At 69.7% G+C, this 16,044-nt stretch carries 14 protein-coding genes; 1 reads left to right on the top strand and 13 read right to left on the bottom strand.

Annotated elements, in window-relative coordinates; genetic code table 11:
• Window positions 1–33: 33 nt before the first annotated feature.
• The 5 genes from ACH4YL_RS29945 to ACH4YL_RS29925 all read right to left on the bottom strand — a co-directional run bounded on the left by ACH4YL_RS29945 (window position 34) and on the right by ACH4YL_RS29925 (window position 4,914).
• Window positions 34–1,620: a Na+/H+ antiporter gene (locus ACH4YL_RS29945; RefSeq protein ID WP_398510574.1), complete on the bottom strand. Its 1,587-nt coding sequence runs from the start codon at window positions 1,618–1,620 to the stop codon at window positions 34–36.
• A 168-nt stretch (window positions 1,621–1,788) separates the two neighbouring features.
• A complete protein-coding gene (locus tag ACH4YL_RS29940; RefSeq protein WP_398510573.1) occupies window positions 1,789–2,262 on the bottom strand; it encodes a GNAT family N-acetyltransferase in 474 nt (157 codons plus the stop codon).
• On the bottom strand, window positions 2,259–3,200 hold the full coding sequence (locus ACH4YL_RS29935) for an RluA family pseudouridine synthase (protein WP_398510572.1): 942 nt from the start codon (window positions 3,198–3,200) through the stop codon (window positions 2,259–2,261). The genes ACH4YL_RS29940 and ACH4YL_RS29935 overlap by 4 nt, the downstream gene beginning before the upstream one ends.
• A gap of 17 nt (window positions 3,201–3,217) precedes the next feature.
• Window positions 3,218–3,808 (bottom strand): signal peptidase II, encoded by a 591-nt coding sequence (lspA, locus tag ACH4YL_RS29930; protein ID WP_398510571.1) that lies wholly within the window; start codon window positions 3,806–3,808, stop codon window positions 3,218–3,220.
• A gap of 62 nt (window positions 3,809–3,870) precedes the next feature.
• A complete protein-coding gene (locus tag ACH4YL_RS29925) occupies window positions 3,871–4,914 on the bottom strand; it encodes a TraR/DksA family transcriptional regulator (protein WP_398510570.1) in 1,044 nt (347 codons plus the stop codon).
• A 550-nt stretch (window positions 4,915–5,464) separates the two neighbouring features.
• Here ACH4YL_RS29925 and ileS point away from each other — a divergent pair.
• On the top strand, window positions 5,465–8,602 hold the full coding sequence (gene ileS / locus ACH4YL_RS29920) for an isoleucine--tRNA ligase (protein WP_398510569.1): 3,138 nt from the start codon (window positions 5,465–5,467) through the stop codon (window positions 8,600–8,602).
• Between the two features lie 367 nt (window positions 8,603–8,969).
• Here the strand turns inward: ileS and ACH4YL_RS29915 are convergent, their stop codons facing one another.
• From ACH4YL_RS29915 to murG, 8 genes are all read right to left on the bottom strand, one after another.
• Window positions 8,970–10,049, bottom strand: a complete 1,080-nt coding sequence (locus tag ACH4YL_RS29915; protein WP_398510568.1) for a DivIVA domain-containing protein — start codon at window positions 10,047–10,049, stop codon at window positions 8,970–8,972.
• A 54-nt stretch (window positions 10,050–10,103) separates the two neighbouring features.
• A complete protein-coding gene (locus ACH4YL_RS29910; protein ID WP_398510567.1) occupies window positions 10,104–10,394 on the bottom strand; it encodes a YggT family protein in 291 nt (96 codons plus the stop codon).
• A 71-nt stretch (window positions 10,395–10,465) separates the two neighbouring features.
• The gene (locus ACH4YL_RS29905; protein WP_398510566.1) at window positions 10,466–11,083 is read right to left on the bottom strand and encodes a cell division protein SepF; all 618 of its coding nucleotides are present in this window, start codon (window positions 11,081–11,083) and stop codon (window positions 10,466–10,468) included.
• A 125-nt stretch (window positions 11,084–11,208) separates the two neighbouring features.
• Window positions 11,209–11,928, bottom strand: coding sequence for a YggS family pyridoxal phosphate-dependent enzyme (locus ACH4YL_RS29900; protein WP_398510565.1), 720 nt, complete (start codon window positions 11,926–11,928; stop codon window positions 11,209–11,211).
• Complete coding sequence (gene pgeF / locus ACH4YL_RS29895) at window positions 11,925–12,665, bottom strand: peptidoglycan editing factor PgeF (protein WP_398510564.1); 741 nt, start codon at window positions 12,663–12,665, stop codon at window positions 11,925–11,927. The genes ACH4YL_RS29900 and pgeF overlap by 4 nt, the downstream gene beginning before the upstream one ends.
• A complete protein-coding gene (gene ftsZ, locus ACH4YL_RS29890) occupies window positions 12,662–13,894 on the bottom strand; it encodes a cell division protein FtsZ (RefSeq protein WP_398510563.1) in 1,233 nt (410 codons plus the stop codon). The genes pgeF and ftsZ overlap by 4 nt, the downstream gene beginning before the upstream one ends.
• A gap of 240 nt (window positions 13,895–14,134) precedes the next feature.
• On the bottom strand, window positions 14,135–14,932 hold the full coding sequence (locus tag ACH4YL_RS29885; protein ID WP_398510562.1) for a cell division protein FtsQ/DivIB: 798 nt from the start codon (window positions 14,930–14,932) through the stop codon (window positions 14,135–14,137).
• A gap of 15 nt (window positions 14,933–14,947) precedes the next feature.
• On the bottom strand, window positions 14,948–16,042 hold the full coding sequence (gene murG, locus ACH4YL_RS29880; protein ID WP_398510561.1) for an undecaprenyldiphospho-muramoylpentapeptide beta-N-acetylglucosaminyltransferase: 1,095 nt from the start codon (window positions 16,040–16,042) through the stop codon (window positions 14,948–14,950).
• Window positions 16,043–16,044 lie beyond the last annotated feature (2 nt).

The raw sequence follows: 16,044 nt of genomic DNA, 5'->3' as shown, positions 1-16,044 counted from the left end.
GGATCCTACGAGCCGACCACGCCGGCCGCAGGGTCAGCGGAGGCTGCGGACGTCCAGGTGGCGCAGCACCCGGTCCACCACCTCGGGGTCCGCGCCCGGCTCGTTGCGGGCCGAGAGCACCTCGTGGCGGGCGGCCGACATCATCTCGCGCTGGACGCGCCGCACCGTCTTGAGCCGGTCCTGCCGTTTGGCGGACCATTCGCGCCGCTCGTCGTCGACGATGTCCGGGCTGATCCGCACGCCCATGTCGAACGCGGTGCGCTGCAGCCGTTCGCTGATCTCCTCCGGCAGCTCCTCCACCTCCTCGATCTCACGGAGCCGGTGCCTGGCCGCCTTCGTCGCCCGGATCGCGAGGCTCCGCTCCAGTTCCCGCTCGGCGTCCGTGTCGGCCCGCACGCCGAGCCGCCGCACCAGCCAGGGCAGGGTGAGGCCCTGGAGTACGAGCGTGGAAAGGACGACCGCGAACGCGATGAAGATGATCTCGTCGCGGGCCGGGAAGTCCGCTCCGCCGTCCGTCTTCAGCGGAATGGCGAGCGCCAGCGCGACGGATACCACGCCGCGCATGCCGGACCACCACATGACGACGGTCTCGCGCCAGCCGACCGGGATCTCCTCGTCGTAGTCGCGGCGCGAGTGCAGTCGCTTGGCGAGCCAGGTGGCGGGCAGCAGCCACAACAGCCGCACCGCAACGACGACGCCGACGACCGCGGCACCCCAGCCCAGCATCTGCCCCAGCAGATCGTCGGCGGTGCCGAAGACGTTGTGCAGTTCGAGGCCGATGAGGCCGAAGGCCACTCCGGTCACCAGGGTGTCGATGATCTGCCAGAAGGTGTTCCCGGCGAGCCGGCCCATCACGTCGTCGGCGTCGGCGGTGCGCTCGGCGAGGTAGAGCGCGGTGGTGAGGACGGCGAGGACGCCGGAGCCCTTCAGCTCCTCGGCCAGTACGTAGCTCACGAACGGCACCATCAGCGACAGGCCGATCTGCAGCGTCGCGTCGCCGAGCAGGCCCATCAGCTTGTTGCAGAGCCAGCCGAGCACCAGCCCCACGGCGACGGCGACCACGGCGGAGAGCACGAGCTCGCCGACGGCGTCGGGCCAGGAGAAGGTTCCGCTCACGGCCGCGGCGACCGCCACGTGGTACAGCACGATCGCCGTGACGTCGTTGAACAGTCCCTCCCCTTCCAGGATGGAGACCAGCCGGCGCGGCAGCCCGAGAGATCCGGCGACGGCGGTCGCGGCGACGGGATCGGGCGGCGCGACGAGCGCACCGAGCGCGACGGCGGCGGCGATCGGCAGCCCGGGCACGACGGCGTTGGCGACGGCCGCAACGGCCACGGTGGTCACGAAGACCAGCGCGACGGCCAGCAGCAGGATCGGCCGCACGTTGGCCGTGAACTGCCGCCAGGAGGTGCGCTGTACGGCGGCGTACAGCAGTGGCGGCAGCACGAGGGGCAGGATGAATTCGGGCGGGACGTCGACGTTCGGCACGAACGGCACAAACGCGACGACGATCCCGGCGAGCGTCATCAGCACCGGCGCGGGCAGATCCAGCCGCTCGCCCAGCGGCACGGTCACCACGGCCCCGAGCACCAGCACGAACAGCAGGGCCAGTTGGTCCATGAAGCGCCCTCCGCCAGGCTCGAGCCTCAACGATCAAGGGCTCAAGCCTGCACCGGCACCGGCTCCGGCTCACGGTCCGAAACACCTCGCCGAGCGAGCGGAACGGGATCTCCGGAACGGACCTCGGGAACGGGACCTCCGGAAGAGGACCCCGGACTGGGACCTTGGTTACAAAGACCGCCGCATCGCCCGGTGGCCGATGCCCGCGTCCAGGAACTCCGGGCCGTACGCCGCGTACCCAAGCCGCTCGTAGAACCCCAGCGCGTGCGTCTGCGCATGCAGGTCCACCCACGCCAGGCCGCGCTCACGCGCCGCCGTCTCGATCGCGCGGACCAGTGCCACGCCGACGCCCAGGCCCCGCGCCCGCTGGGTCACCGCCAGCCTGCCCAGCGAACCCACCGACAGGTCGCCGTCCGTCTTGTCCGTCGCGGCCGGGCCGTGCAGCAGCCGTCCCGTGCCCAGCGGCGTACCGTCGTCGGACACCGCGAGCACATGCACCGTGTCGGCCTCGACGGTGTCGAAGTCGTCGTACTCGATCTCCGCGGGCACCCGCTGCTCGACGACGAAGACTTCCTTGCGGACCGCGAAACAGGCCTCGCGGTCGGCGGGCCCGGCCGCCACCCGCACGTCGTACGCACTCATGCGCTCTCCGCCGCGATCTTGTCCAGCGCCTGCTGCAGATCGTCCGGGTAGACGCTCGCGAACTCCACCCACTGCCCGTCCGACGGGTGCTCGAAGCCGAGACGCACCGCGTGCAGCCACTGCCGGGTCAGGCCGAGCCGCTTCGCCATCGTCGGATCCGCGCCGTACGTCAGATCCCCGACGCACGGATGCCGGTGCGCGGCCATGTGCACCCGGATCTGGTGCGTACGGCCGGTCTCCAGCTTGATGTCCAGCAGCGAGGCCGCGCGGAAGGCCTCCATCAGGTCGTAGTGCGTGACCGACGGCTTGCCGTCCGCCGTGACCGCCCACTTGTAGTCGTGGTTCGGGTGCCGGCCGATCGGTGCGTCGATCGTCCCGCTCATCGGGTCCGGATGCCCCTGCACCAGCGCGTGGTAGCGCTTGTCGACCGTACGCTCCCGGAACTGCTGCTTGAGCAGCGTGTACGCCCGCTCCGACTTGGCGACCACCATCAGTCCCGAGGTACCGACGTCGAGCCGGTGCACGATGCCCTGCCGCTCGGCCGCGCCCGACGTCGAGATCCGGTATCCGGCGGCGGCGAGGCCACCGATTACCGTCGTCCCGGTCCAGCCGGGGCTCGGATGCGCGGCCACACCGACCGGCTTGACGATCACGACGATGTCCTCGTCGTCGTGCACGATCTCCATGCCCTCGACCGGCTCGGCCACGATCTGCACCGGCGCGGGCGCCTGAGGCATCTCCACCTCGAGCCACGCACCGCCCTGCACCCGCTCGGACTTGCCCACCACCGAGCCGTCGACCTGCACCTTCCCGGCGGCGGCGAGCTCCGCCGCCTTGGTGCGGGAGAACCCGAACATACGGGAGATGGCGGCGTCGACGCGCTCGCCCTCAAGGCCATCAGGTACGGGCAGGGTGCGGATCTCGGGAAGGGTACTCACCCGTCGAGTATGCCTTGTCAGTCCTTGTGGACGGTCCCGTCGGGGTCCAGCCCGCGGAAGGAGAGGATCACAATCAGGAACCCGCCGCAGACGATCGCGGAGTCGGCGAGGTTGAAGACCGCGAAGTGCGCGGGCGCGATGAAGTCGACGACCGCGCCCTCGAAGACGCCCGGCGAACGGAAGATCCGGTCGGTGAGATTGCCGAGCGCGCCACCCAGCAGCAGCCCGAGCGCAATCGCCCAGGGCAGGCTGTAGAGCTTGCGCGCCAGCCGGGCGATCACCACGATCACGGCGGCCGCGATCACCGTGAAGATCACGGTGAAAGCCTCACCGATACCGAAGGCCGCGCCGGCGTTCCGTACCGCCTCGAACTTCAGCAGATCGCCGATGATCTCGATCGGCTCGTGGTGCTCCAGCTTGGCCACCACGAGCATCTTGCTGCCGAGGTCGAGCAGATAGGCCACGACCGCCACGCCGAAGAGGACGGCGATCCTGCGCCGGCGCCCGGTCGGCTCGGCGGACGCCGCCGCCTCGTCGGGGGCCGCAGCCTCGTCGGCTCCTGCTGAATCCGGATCCGGCGTACCGATGATGCGCTCCGCCTCTGCCACGTGAGTCCCTCAACCTAGGTGCCTGACTGAGCACGAGGGTACGGCACACACATACGGGACTCTCAGCCCCGTCGCTCCTGCTTCTGCTTGTCCTCCACACACAGTGTGGCCCGCGGGAAGGCCTGCATCCGGGCCTTTCCGATCGGCTTGCCGCACACCTCGCAGAGCCCGTACGTCCCGGCGTCGAGACGCAGCAGCGCCCGCTCGGTCTGCTCCAGCATCTCGCGGGCGTTGGCGTTCAGCGCCATCTCGTGCTCCCGCGTGATGTTCTTGGTGCCGGTGTCCGCGTCGTCGTCGCCCGCGCCGTCGCCGGAGTCCCGCATCATCCCGACCAGCGCCTCCTCGGAGGAGCTGATCTCGTTGCTCAGGCGAGTCGCCTCGCTCTCCAGCTCGGCCCGCGCGGCGGCGACCTCTTCCGGGGTCCATGGGTCCTCACCGGGCCGTACCGCCAGCTCCTGCGGAGGTGTCACGGCCAATGCGCGGGCCGTCGGGGCAGCGCTCGCGCTCTTGCCGGCCGCCGATACCGCAGCCGCGGTCTTCTTCGCTCCCACCGTCCTGGCTCCTGTCTGCTTCGCGGCCTCGGCCGCCCCCTTGGCCGCGGTCGCGGCCTTCTTCGCAGCCTTCTTGGCCACTGACTTCTTCGCAGGCGCCGTCGCCTTGGGCACGGTCGTCTCCTTCGCGGCCTTGGCCGTCTTCGAGGTCGCCTTCTTGGTGGCTGTCCTGGCGGTGGTCTTCTTGGCTGTCGTCTTCTGGGTCGCGGTCTTCGTGGCGGCCGCCTTCGTGGTCACGGTGCCTTTCTTGGCTTCGGCCCGCTTGGCTTCGGCCTTCTTGGTCGGGGTGGTTTTCCTGCCGACGGTCGTCCTCGTCGCGGTGGCCTTCTTGGTGGCGGCGGTCGTCTCTTTCCCGGCGGCCGTCTCCTTCGCCGTGGCGCTCTTGCCTGCCCCGGTGACCTTCTTCGCCGCCGCCTCCTTGGTGCCAGCCGTCTTCTTCGCCGCGGCCTGCCGCGCCACGGTGCTTTTCCTGCCGCTCGGATCCTTGGCCGCCGCCGCAGCAGAGGTGGATCTCGCGGACGCCGACTTCCTCTCGGCGGTCTTCTTCGCCACCATGGCCGCGGCCCCTTCACATATTGTGATCTTGCGCGCGAATCGTGCTGGGACGATAAATCGACCCAAGCCCCGCGGCAAACGGGGCACGCCGCCACTGCGGCCCGCCCCGGCCTGCGGCAAGACGAACCTGCATCCGTTGTGCCCAGCTCCCCGCCGGGTAATCCGCCCCGGCGACGGAGCCGGACTCCGTCGGGCCGCGACTGGCCATTCGGGTCATGTACGAGGCCCGCCGCCGCGCTCGCGAAAACCGGTCGGGCAACCTCCGTGAGGGCCCGTACACTGGGCGGAGCGAAAGGCTTGGATGGGGACGAGTAGCGTCGTACGCAGCCATGAGCGACCCGGGGACGGTGCGAGCCCGGGGGCGAGCGCGAAGTGAAGGATCACCCCGGAGCTGCCGGAAGAAAGCCGCGAGGCGAGTAGACCCGGCGTCGCGACCCCAATGAGGGGGCTCACCGGCGACGGCCGACGGGCCAAGGAGGGTGGTACCGCGGGAGCCCACGGCTCTCGTCCCTCCGACGGAAGAGAATCTGTCCGCCGGAGGAGCTCGTACATGACCCCGCCGCAGTACCGCCAGGTGCCCGCCCAGGTCGACCTGCCCGCGCTCGAGCACGCCGTGCTCGATTTCTGGCGCGAGAACAAGGTCTTCGCCAAGAGCCTCGAACAGTCCGAGGGCCGTCCGGAGTGGGTCTTCTACGAGGGCCCGCCGACCGCCAACGGCATGCCCGGCGCCCACCACATCGAGGCCCGCGTCTTCAAGGACGTCTTCCCGCGCTTCCGCACGATGCGCGGCTACCACGTCGCCCGCAAGGCCGGCTGGGACTGCCACGGCCTGCCGGTCGAGCTCGCCGTCGAGAAGGAGCTCGGCTTCTCCGGCAAGAAGGACATCGAGGCGTACGGCATCGCGGAGTTCAACGCCAGGTGCCGAGAGTCGGTGACCCGGCACACGGACGCGTTCGCCGAGCTGACGGACCGCATGGGCTACTGGGTCGACCTCGACGACGCGTACCGGACCATGGACCCGTCGTACATCGAGTCGGTCTGGTGGTCGCTCAAGGAGATCTTCAACAAGGGCCTGCTGGTCCAGGACCACCGCGTCGCCCCGTGGTGCCCGCGTTGCGGCACCGGCCTGTCCGACCACGAGCTGGCGCAGGGCTACGAGACGGTCGTGGACCCCTCGGTCTTCGTCCGCTTCCCGCTCACCTCCGGCCCGCTCGCGGGCGAGGCGGCCCTCCTGGTGTGGACGACCACCCCGTGGACGCTGGTGTCCAACACGGCGGTCGCCGCGCACCCCGACGTCACGTACGTGGTGGCGACGAACGGCGAGGAGAAGCTGGTCGTCGCCGAGCCGCTGCTGGAGAAGGCGCTCGGTGAAGGCTGGGAGGTTGCGGGCCCGTCCTTCACCGGCGCGGAGATGGAGCGCTGGACGTACGACCGTCCCTTCGCGCTCGTGCCCTTCGACCAGCCCGCCCACTACGTGGTCAACGCCGAGTACGTCACGACCGAGGACGGTACGGGTCTGGTCCACCAGTCCCCCGCCTTCGGCGAGGACGACCTCAAGGTCTGCCGTGAGTACGGCCTGCCGGTCGTGAACCCGGTCCGTCCCGACGGCACCTTCGAGGAGGATGTCCCGCTCGTCGGCGGCGTCTTCTTCAAGAAGGCCGACGAGGCGCTGACAAAGGACCTGCAGGACCGCGGTCTGCTGTTCCGGCACGTCCCGTACGAGCACAGCTATCCGCACTGCTGGCGCTGCCACACGGCGCTGCTCTACTACGCGCAGCCGTCCTGGTACATCCGCACCACCGCGATCAAGGACCGGCTGCTCCAGGAGAACGAGAACACCAACTGGATCCCGGACTCGGTCAAGCAGGGCCGGTACGGGGACTGGCTGAACAACAACATCGACTGGGCGCTGTCGCGCAACCGCTACTGGGGCACGCCGCTGCCGATCTGGCGCTGCGAGGAGGACCACCTCACCGTCGTCGGCTCGCGCGCGGAGCTGACCGAACTGACGGGCACGGACCAGTCGGAGCTGGACCCGCACCGCCCGTTCATCGACGAGGTCACCTTCGCGTGCCCGCAGTGCTCCGGCACGGCGACGCGGGTGCCCGAGGTCATCGACGCCTGGTACGACTCGGGTTCGATGCCGTTCGCGCAGTGGGGCTACCCGTACAAGAACAAGGAGATCTTCGAGAAGCGCTATCCGGCGCAGTTCATCTCGGAGGCGATCGACCAGACGCGCGGGTGGTTCTACACGCTGATGGCCGTCGGCACGCTGGTCTTCGACAAGTCCTCGTACGAGAACGTGGTGTGCCTCGGCCACATCCTCGCCGAGGACGGCCGCAAGATGTCCAAGCACCTGGGGAACATCCTGCAGCCGATCCCGCTGATGGACCAGCACGGCGCTGACGCCGTCCGCTGGTTCATGGCGGCGGGCGGCTCACCCTGGGCCGCGCGCCGGGTGGGTCACGGCACGATCCAGGAGGTCGTGCGCAAGACGCTCCTGACGTACTGGAACACGGTCGCCTTCCAGGCGCTGTACGCCCGTACCTCCAACTGGGCCCCGTCCGCGGCGGATCCGGCCCCGGCGGAGCGCACGGTCCTGGACCGCTGGCTGCTGAGCGAGCTCAACGCGCTGGTGGACCAGGTCACTTCGGCGCTGGAGTCGTACGACACCCAGCGCGCCGGCAAGCTGCTGTCGTCGTTCGTCGACGACCTGTCCAACTGGTACGTACGCCGCTCGCGCCGCCGCTTCTGGCAGGGCGACGCCTCGGCGCTGCGCACGCTGCACGAGGTCGTGGAGACCGTGACCCGCCTGATGGCCCCGCTGACGCCGTTCATCACGGAGCGGGTCTGGCAGGACCTGGTGGTCCCGGTGACGCCCGACGCCCCGGAGTCCGTCCATCTCTCGTCCTGGCCGGAGCCGGATCTGTCCGCCATCGACCCGGCGCTGTCGACGCAGATGGCGCTGGTCCGCCGGCTGGTGGAGCTGGGCCGTGCGACGCGTGCGGAGTCGGGCGTGAAGACCCGCCAGCCGCTGTCCCGCGCGCTGGTCGCGGTGGCGGGCTTCGAAACGCTCTCGCCCGAACTCCACGCCCAGATCACCGAGGAGCTCAACGTCTCGTCGCTCGCGTCCCTTTCGGAGGTCGGCGGCTCGCTCGTCGACACGACGGCGAAGGCGAACTTCCGGGCGCTGGGCAAGCGTTTCGGCAAGGGGGTGCAGGCGGTGGCGAAGGCGGTCGCAGAGGCCGACGCCGCGGCGCTGTCCCTGGCACTGCGCGAGGGCAACGCGACGGTCTCCGTGGACGGCGAGACCGTCACCCTCTCCCCGGAGGAGGTCATCATCACGGAGACCCCGCGGGAGGGCTGGTCGGTGGCCTCCGACTCGGGTGCGACGGTCGCGCTCGACCTGGAGATCACTCCGGAACTCCGCCTCGCGGGCCTGGCCCGTGACGCGATCCGGCTGATCCAGGAGGCCCGTAAGAACAGCGGCCTGGACGTGGCGGACCGGATCGCGGTGAGCTGGTCCTCGGCGGACCCGTCCACGACGGAAGCCCTCACGAAGCACGCGCCGTTGATCGCGGACGAGGTCCTGGCGACCACGTTCACGACGGACGCCGCGGACGACTCGTTCGGAACCCCGTTCACGGACGAGGGCCTGTCCCTCACCTTCCGCCTGCGCAAGGTCTGACCCCGGCCCTGACGGCCCGGCCCCCGTGTTCCGGGGTCCGGGCCGTCGCGTTTCTCCCCGCCCTGCGGGCGGCCCACAGGCCCTCCCGCGCACCGGCGTCGGCGAAGCGGGACGCATCAGCGGCCGGATTGGCACTCTCACGGCTTTCGGCCGCCGCCGTGGCGAGCGGAACCGGGCGAAGCCCGAGGACCAGCCGCGCCGGGGTCTCCACTCCCGCAGGCGCGCAGGGAAGGCCCGAAGTCTGGCGCGGAGCCGCCGAGGCAGGCGGGCGGCTCCCGGGCATGGCAAAGGGCCGGGCCCGGGACGTGAAGTCCCGGGCCCGGCCCTCAGCCTGCCGACGGCTACGCGCGATTCGCGCGAGCGGCCGTCAGTTGTCGTCCTCGTCGATCAGGAAGCCGCGCATCGGCGACGGCGCCTGCTGCATCGGCTGCGGCGCCTGCGGCCGGACCGGTGCCATCGGCTGGGTCATCGCCGGAGACATCTGCTGCTGGCCGCCGTACGACGGTCCGCCCATGGACGGGTTGCCCATCTGTCCCATCGACTGGCCCATGGACGGGTTGCCGCCCATGGTGTGGCCCATCGCACCCGCGCCGGCCGAAGCCATCGACGGGGACGGCGGCAGTGACGCGGTCGCCGGCGTACGCGGCGGAGCCAGCGAGTCGTCCGCCTGGGTCTCCAGCTGACGCAGCTGCGACTCGAGGTAGGACTTCAGACGCGTGCGGTACTCGCGCTCGAAGCCTCGCAGGTCCTCGACCTTGCGCTCCAGCGTGGCGCGGGCCGACTCCAGCGAGCCCATCGCAACGCGGTGCTTCTCCTGCGCGTCCCGCTCCAGGGCGTCGGCCTTGGCGCGGGCGTCCCGCTCCAGGCCCTCGGCGCGCGAACGCGCCTCGCCGACGATCTTGTTGGCCTCGGAACGCGCCTCGGCGATCGCCTGGTCCGCGGTCTGCTGCGCAAGCGAGAGCACCCGGGCGGCGCTGTCGCCACCAGGTCCCTGCTGCGGCATCTGCGGGCCGTGACCCATGGGGCCGCCCATCGGGCCACCCATGGGACCGCCCTGCATCGGGCCGGGGCCGTGCGGGCCCTGCGGTCCGTGTCCACCGGGGCCGGCCGGAAGCTGCGGAGCGCCACCGGGCAGCTGGGGCGGGCCCATCTGCGGGGGCTGCTGCTGGACCGGCGGTCCGGATATGGCGGCGGGCACCGGCGCGCCCGGACCGCGGCCGTCCTGCGGCTCCGGCGGCTTGCGCATGCCCTGCTGCTGCTGGTTCTGCGCGGCCGCACGAGTCGCAGCGGCCAGCTTGGCGCGCAGGTCCTCGTTCTCGCGGAGCAGGCGGGTCAGTTCGGACTCGACCTCGTCGAGGAAGGCATCGACCTCGTCCTCGTCATAGCCTTCTCGGAGGCGGACGGTCGTGAACTGCTTGTTCCGCACGTCCTCGGGGGTCAGCGGCATCTCTTCTTCACCTCTACGTAGTCGTCGGCAGTCGGCAAGACCGTATCGCTCACATCAGTTCCCCACGCCGTTGACGACAGAGATCAGAATGTAAACGATGATCATCAGAACGAAGAAGGACAGGTCGAGTGCCACGCCCCCGAGACGCAGCGGCGGAATGAACCGCCGCAGAAGCTTGAGCGGTGGATCGGTGACAGTGTAAGTGGCCTCCAGAACGACCACCATCGCCTTGCCGGGTTGCCATGAGCGCGCGAACTGGAAGACGTAGTCCATGACGAGCCGAAAGATCAGCACGACAAGGAAGCACACCAGCGCGATGTAGATCACATCCAGTGCGACGCCCATTTCCGCGCTTCCCTCTCCCCTGGCTCACATGTGTACCGGCCTCGCGGCCGGGTCGTTCCCGTGTCGTGCTCTCAGCTCTGGTTGAAGAATCCGCCCTCTGCGATGCGGGCCTTGTCCTCCGCCGTGACATCGACGTTAGCAGGCGACAACAGGAACACCTTCTGCGTCACTCGCTCAATGCTGCCATGGAGACCGAAGACCAGACCGGCGGCAAAGTCGACAAGTCGCTTCGCATCGGTGTCATCCATCTCCGTCAGATTCATGATCACCGGGGTGCCCTCGCGGAAGTGTTCCCCGATGGTACGGGCCTCGTTGTAGGTCCGCGGGTGCAGTGTGGTGATGCGGTACGGCTCCCGCTCGGACACGACCTTGGGCATGATCACCGGTGCGTTCTTCTCCAGGTTCGGACGTTCAGGTGTGATGGATGCCACGGGGGCAATTCGTGCCGGACGTCCGCTTTCAGCGGATAGCGAAGCGGAATGTGGCACTGGTTCACGTTGTGCGGGGGGCTGCACCACCCGCACCGGTTCCTCCCGCTCCACCTGATGCGGGGGCTGGTGCCGCCGGTGCTCCCGCTCGGGTTCCGGCTCGGGTTCGAAATCGTCGTCGGGATCGAAACCCCGGCCGTCGTACCCATCGTCCTCCACGAGGCCGAGGTAGACCGCCATCTTGCGCATCGCGCCGGCCATTCTCTGAGTCCTCCGCTCTGTGGTGGATCGGCATTCGTCACCAAGTGCCCGCGATCCACTAGGTCTGCCCGCATTGTGGCGGAAATGACCATATTTTCTGCTGTGGTCCGACTTGCTTCGCGACGTTACCCGAGCCGGGGTCGGACTCCGAGTACCGCAGTGCCGACGCGTACATGTGTCGCTCCGGCCGCCACTGCTTCTTCGAGGTCCGCACTCATCCCTGCTGACACCATGTTCGCAGCCGGATGCCCGGCGCGCAGGCTGGATGAGAATTCCATCAGCCGCTCGAACGCCGCCTGTTGCCGTCCCGCGTACGGTCCGGCGAGCGGCGCGACGGTCATCAGTCCGTCGAGCCGCAGTCCTGGTGAGCCGTCGATCGCGGCGGCCAACTCCCCGATGCCGTCGGGCGCGACGCCGCCGCGCTCGCCGCGTGCGCCCGAGCCGGCGTCCAGTGCGACCTGGATCAGACAGCCGAGCTCACGCTCCGCACGCACGGCCGCGGCGGAGAGCGAGTTGACCAGCCTGAGCCGGTCGGCCGACTGCACAATATCGGCATAACTCGCCACGGAACGGACCTTGTTGGTCTGCAACTGGCCGACAAAGTGCCAGCGGAGATCCAGATCCGAGCAGGCCGCCGCCTTGGGCGCCGCATCCTGATCACGGTTCTCGGCCACATGCCGCACACCGAGTTCATGGAGCAGCCGCACATCACTGGCCGGGTAGGTCTTGGTGACCACGATGAGGGTCACCTCCTCCCGCTTGCGGCCGGCGGCCACGCAGGCGGAGGCGATACGTTCCTCCACCGACGCCAGATTGTCGGCGAGTTCGGTTCTGCGGTCGGTCATGGCCCTTCCAGAAACACATATCCGGCAAGCCGCCCGGTGGTGCGGTCGCGGCGGTACGAGAAGTGGTCCCGCGATTCCAGTGTGCAGACCGCGGACGCCCGACGGTCCCGTACGCCGAGGGCTTCGAGCTGTGCGTGGACTCCGGCGGTGACGTCGACGGCCGGTGTGCCCCAGCTGGTCTCGGACCAGGCGGCCGGCTCGGCCGCGGCGACATCGGCCCGCATCTGCTCCGGGACCTCGTAACAGCGTCCGCAGACCGCGGGCCCGGTGCGGGCGATGATCCGCTCCGGCCGCGCACCCAGCGACTTCATGGCCTCGACCGTCGCCGGCACGATTCCGGCGACCATCCCGGGCCGGCCCGCGTGGGCCGCGCCCACCACTCCGGCGACCGGGTCGGCCAGCAGTACGGGAGTGCAGTCGGCGGTCAGTACCGCGAGGGCGAGGCCGCGCCGCGCGGTGACCACGCCGTCGACCGCAGGGATCGGCCCGTCCCCCCAGGCGCCGTCCACCTCGGCGACGTCCTTGCCGTGGACCTGGTTCATCCAGACGACCTCGTCCGGGTCGAGCCCCAGTTCCTCGGCGGTGATCTTGCGGTTGGTCAGTACGGCCGCGGGGTCGTCGCCGACCGCGCCGCCGAGGTTGAGCTCCTCGTACGGAACGGCGCTCACCCCGCCCCACCGGTCGGTGAAGGCGAAGTGCGCGCCGCTCGCGTGTATCGCGTCGTGCTGCACGGTCACTTCAAGAAGTCCGGTACATCCAGCTCTTCGGCCTGGGTGTCCGGGTAGGGACGGGCCGTCGGGACGTGCGGCGACGAGTTCAGGTCGCTTGCGGCCGGGGCCGGCTCCGGAGCGTGCGGCTCCTCGCGGACCGGCACGGAGCCGAGCGTCGACGAACGGGAGGACTCGGTGCCGCGGGCCGGGGTGGCCGGCGGCTCCTCGCGCTTGCTCGACGAGCCGAGCACCGTGTCGCGGCGGGTCGGCGGCTGTCCGCCGTCGAAGCCGGCGGCGATGACCGTGACCCGTACCTCGTCGCCGAGCGCGTCGTCGATCACCGCGCCGAAGATGATGTTGGCCTCGGGGTGGGCGGCCTCGCTGACCAGCTGGGCGGCCTCGTTGATCTCGAAGAGGCCGAGGTCCGAGCCGCCGGAGATGGAGAGCAGCACGCCACGGGCACCGTCGATGGACGCCTCGAGCAGCGGCGAGGAGATCGCCATCTCGGCCGCGGCCACCGCGCGGTCGTCGCCGCGGGCCGAGCCGATGCCCATGAGCGCCGATCCGGCCTCGGACATGACCGACTTGACGTCGGCGAAGTCGAGGTTGATCAGGCCCGGCGTGGTGATGAGGTCAGTGATGCCCTGGACACCCGAAAGCAGCACCTGGTCCGCGGACTTGAAGGCGTCCAGCACGCTGACCTGGCGGTCCGAGATGGACAGCAGCCGGTCGTTCGGGATGACGATCAGGGTGTCGACCTCTTCGCGGAGCTCGGCGATGCCGTCCTCGGCCTGGTTCGCGCGGCGACGGCCCTCGAAGGTGAACGGGCGGGTGACCACACCGATCGTGAGCGCGCCGAGCGTACGGGCGATGTTCGCGACGACGGGCGCGCCGCCGGTGCCGGTGCCACCGCCTTCGCCGGCGGTCACGAAGACCATGTCGGCCCCCTTGAGGACCTCCTCGATCTCCTCGCGGTGGTCCTCTGCCGCCTTGCGACCGACTGCCGGATTCGCTCCGGCGCCGAGGCCCCGGGTGAGTTCACGGCCGACGTCGAGCTTGACGTCGGCGTCGCTCATCAACAGTGCCTGTGCGTCAGTGTTGATCGCGATGAACTCGACGCCCTTGAGACCGACCTCGATCATTCGGTTGATGGCATTGACACCACCGCCGCCGACACCGATGACCTTGATGACTGCGAGGTAGTTCTGCGGTGCTGCCACGTCGAAGGCCTCTCGCCTCGAGTTACTTGTCGCCACTGCACGGTTCTCGCGCGGCGGCGGCGGATGCCGATGGGACGGTCCGAAACGCCGACCCAAACCCTAACGTTGAAGTTTAGGGTTACCAGTGTGTCTGTTCGCTGGACTCTTCCGAACAGGACACTAAGTCGACAAGTGGCGCACGTTCAATGAACACGCCGAACCTCCCGTTTTTCTTTTCACCCTATGTGATCAGCCATTGCGCTGACCAACCAGGGTGCTGGCCAGCACTTTTGTCCGTCAACTCCCTGACGCGGCAGGGGCGGTGGGCGCACTCACATCGAAGTGGCGGGCCTTCGGCGCGGCTTTCATGAGTGCGGTGAGTGCTCGCGCCTTCGCCTCGCCCTCCTCGGAGCTCCCCCACACCACGGTCCGGTCTCCGGTCAACTCCACGGTGATGTAGTCGTACGAGCGGACTACAACGGTTCTTGTGTCCGCGGCGACTTTTCCGGGGAGATCGCCCCTGATCCGTACCGCCTCGACGAGCAACCGGTCGGTGCCGAATCGACGCAGACTCGGCGACTGCTCGACGGCCAATTCAAGCAGCGGAACGGCCTTGGGAGCCTTGTCGACAGTGGCGAACCGGACGCCGTGCGCGTCCACTTCGACGAACTTTGCGCCTTTTCCGAGGAGTAGGACGGGCTTTCGCTCGGTCACTTCGATACCGATCCCGTCCGGCCATGACCGAACGACTTCCACCGAGTCGATACGCGGCAGCTGCTTGCGCAACCGGTCCTCAATGGCGTCCGTGTCGACGGAAATCAGCGGCGAACCGATCGGCACCGCCGCCGCCCGGATCACCTCGTCCGGCGTCAGAACGTCGGTGCCCGAGGCGTTCACCTGCTCAACGCGGAGCCATTCGGAGCCGTAGAGCAGCCAGATCCCGCCGGCCGCGAAAACGAAGACGGCAACGGCGAACAGCAGAGCGCGGCGGCCGGGAAGGCGCCGCCGCCGGGGTGCCAGGTCCGCTGCGGACGGGCCGGACGGCCCGTCCGACGGCTTGCGTGCACCACGTTCGGCGGTGGTCGGTCCGGCCACGCTCCCCTGCCCTTCTTACGCCTTGCGGCGTGCGGCGATCGCCTCGTACACCATGCCGACGAGCAGGTCGTCGGCGTCCCTGCGGCCGAACTCGGCGGCTGCACGGGACATCTCGTACAGCCGGTGCGGATCGGTGAGCACCGGAAGGACATTGCCGGTGACCCACTCGGGGGTGAGTTCGGCGTCGTCGACCAGCAGGCCGCCGCCGGACTTCACCACCGGCTGGGCGTTGAGCCGCTGTTCGCCGTTGCCGATCGGCAGCGGCACATACGCGGCGGGCAGCCCGACGGCGGAGAGTTCGGCGACGGTCATCGCGCCCGCGCGGCAGAGCATCATGTCGGCCGCGGCGTACGCGAGGTCCATCCGGTCCACGTACGGTACCGGTACATAGGGCGGCATACCGGGCATGTTGTCCACGCGCGGCATTTCATTCTTCGGCCCGACCGCATGCAGGACCTGGATGCCCGACTGCTGGAGCACCGGGGCGATCTGCTGGATCACCTCGTTGAGGCGGCGGGCGCCCTGCGAGCCGCCGGAGACCAGCAGCGTCGGCAGATGAGGGTCGAGGCCGAAGGCGGCGCGGGCCTCCGGGCGGACGCGAGCGCGGTCGAGCGTGGCGATGGAGTAGCGCAGCGGGATGCCGATGTAGCGGGCGTTGCGGAGCTTGCTGTCCGGAGTGGCGACGGCCACGCCGGCCGCGTACCGGGAGCCGATCTTGTTCGCGAGGCCGGGGCGGGCGTTGGCCTCGTGGACGACGATCGGCACACCGAGGCGCTTGGCGGCCAGATAGCCGGGCAGCGCGACATAGCCGCCGAAGCCGACGACGCAGTCCGCCTTCGTACGCTCCAGGATCTGCTCGGCGGCCTTGATGGTGCCGCGCAGCCGCCCGGGGACAGTGATCAGCTCGGGCGTGGGCCTGCGGGGCAGCGGCACGGCAGGGATGAGCGCCAGGTCGTAGCCCCGTTCGGGGACGAGCCTGGTCTCGAGTCCGCGCTCCGTGCCGAGGGCCGTGATCCCCACGGTCGGGTCCTGCCTGCGCAGGGCGTCCGCGAGGGCGAGCGCGGGCTCGATGTGGCCGGCGGTCCCCCCACCGGCGAGTACGACATGCACCG

Source organism: Streptomyces sp. NPDC020681 (assembly GCF_044334895.1).
Taxonomy (GTDB): Bacteria; Actinomycetota; Actinomycetes; order Streptomycetales; family Streptomycetaceae; genus Streptomyces.
The sequence above is the reverse complement of the archived record's forward strand: the minus strand, read 5'-3'. Positions and strand labels throughout refer to the sequence as shown.

Excerpts from the sequence above, each read along its gene's own strand:
- ACH4YL_RS29905 (WP_398510566.1), bottom strand. The coding sequence starts at position 11,083 with ATGGCCGGCGCGATGCGCAAGATGGCGGTCTACCTCGGCCTCGTGGAG.
- ACH4YL_RS29910 (WP_398510567.1), bottom strand. The coding sequence starts at position 10,394 with ATGGGCGTCGCACTGGATGTGATCTACATCGCGCTGGTGTGCTTCCTT.
- ACH4YL_RS29915 (WP_398510568.1), bottom strand. The coding sequence starts at position 10,049 with ATGCCGCTGACCCCCGAGGACGTGCGGAACAAGCAGTTCACGACCGTC.
- ileS (WP_398510569.1), top strand. The coding sequence starts at position 5,465 with ATGACCCCGCCGCAGTACCGCCAGGTGCCCGCCCAGGTCGACCTGCCC.
- ACH4YL_RS29940 (WP_398510573.1), bottom strand. The coding sequence starts at position 2,262 with ATGAGTGCGTACGACGTGCGGGTGGCGGCCGGGCCCGCCGACCGCGAG.
- ACH4YL_RS29900 (WP_398510565.1), bottom strand. The coding sequence starts at position 11,928 with ATGACCGACCGCAGAACCGAACTCGCCGACAATCTGGCGTCGGTGGAG.
- ACH4YL_RS29925 (WP_398510570.1), bottom strand. The coding sequence starts at position 4,914 with ATGGTGGCGAAGAAGACCGCCGAGAGGAAGTCGGCGTCCGCGAGATCC.
- ACH4YL_RS29945 (WP_398510574.1), bottom strand. The coding sequence starts at position 1,620 with ATGGACCAACTGGCCCTGCTGTTCGTGCTGGTGCTCGGGGCCGTGGTG.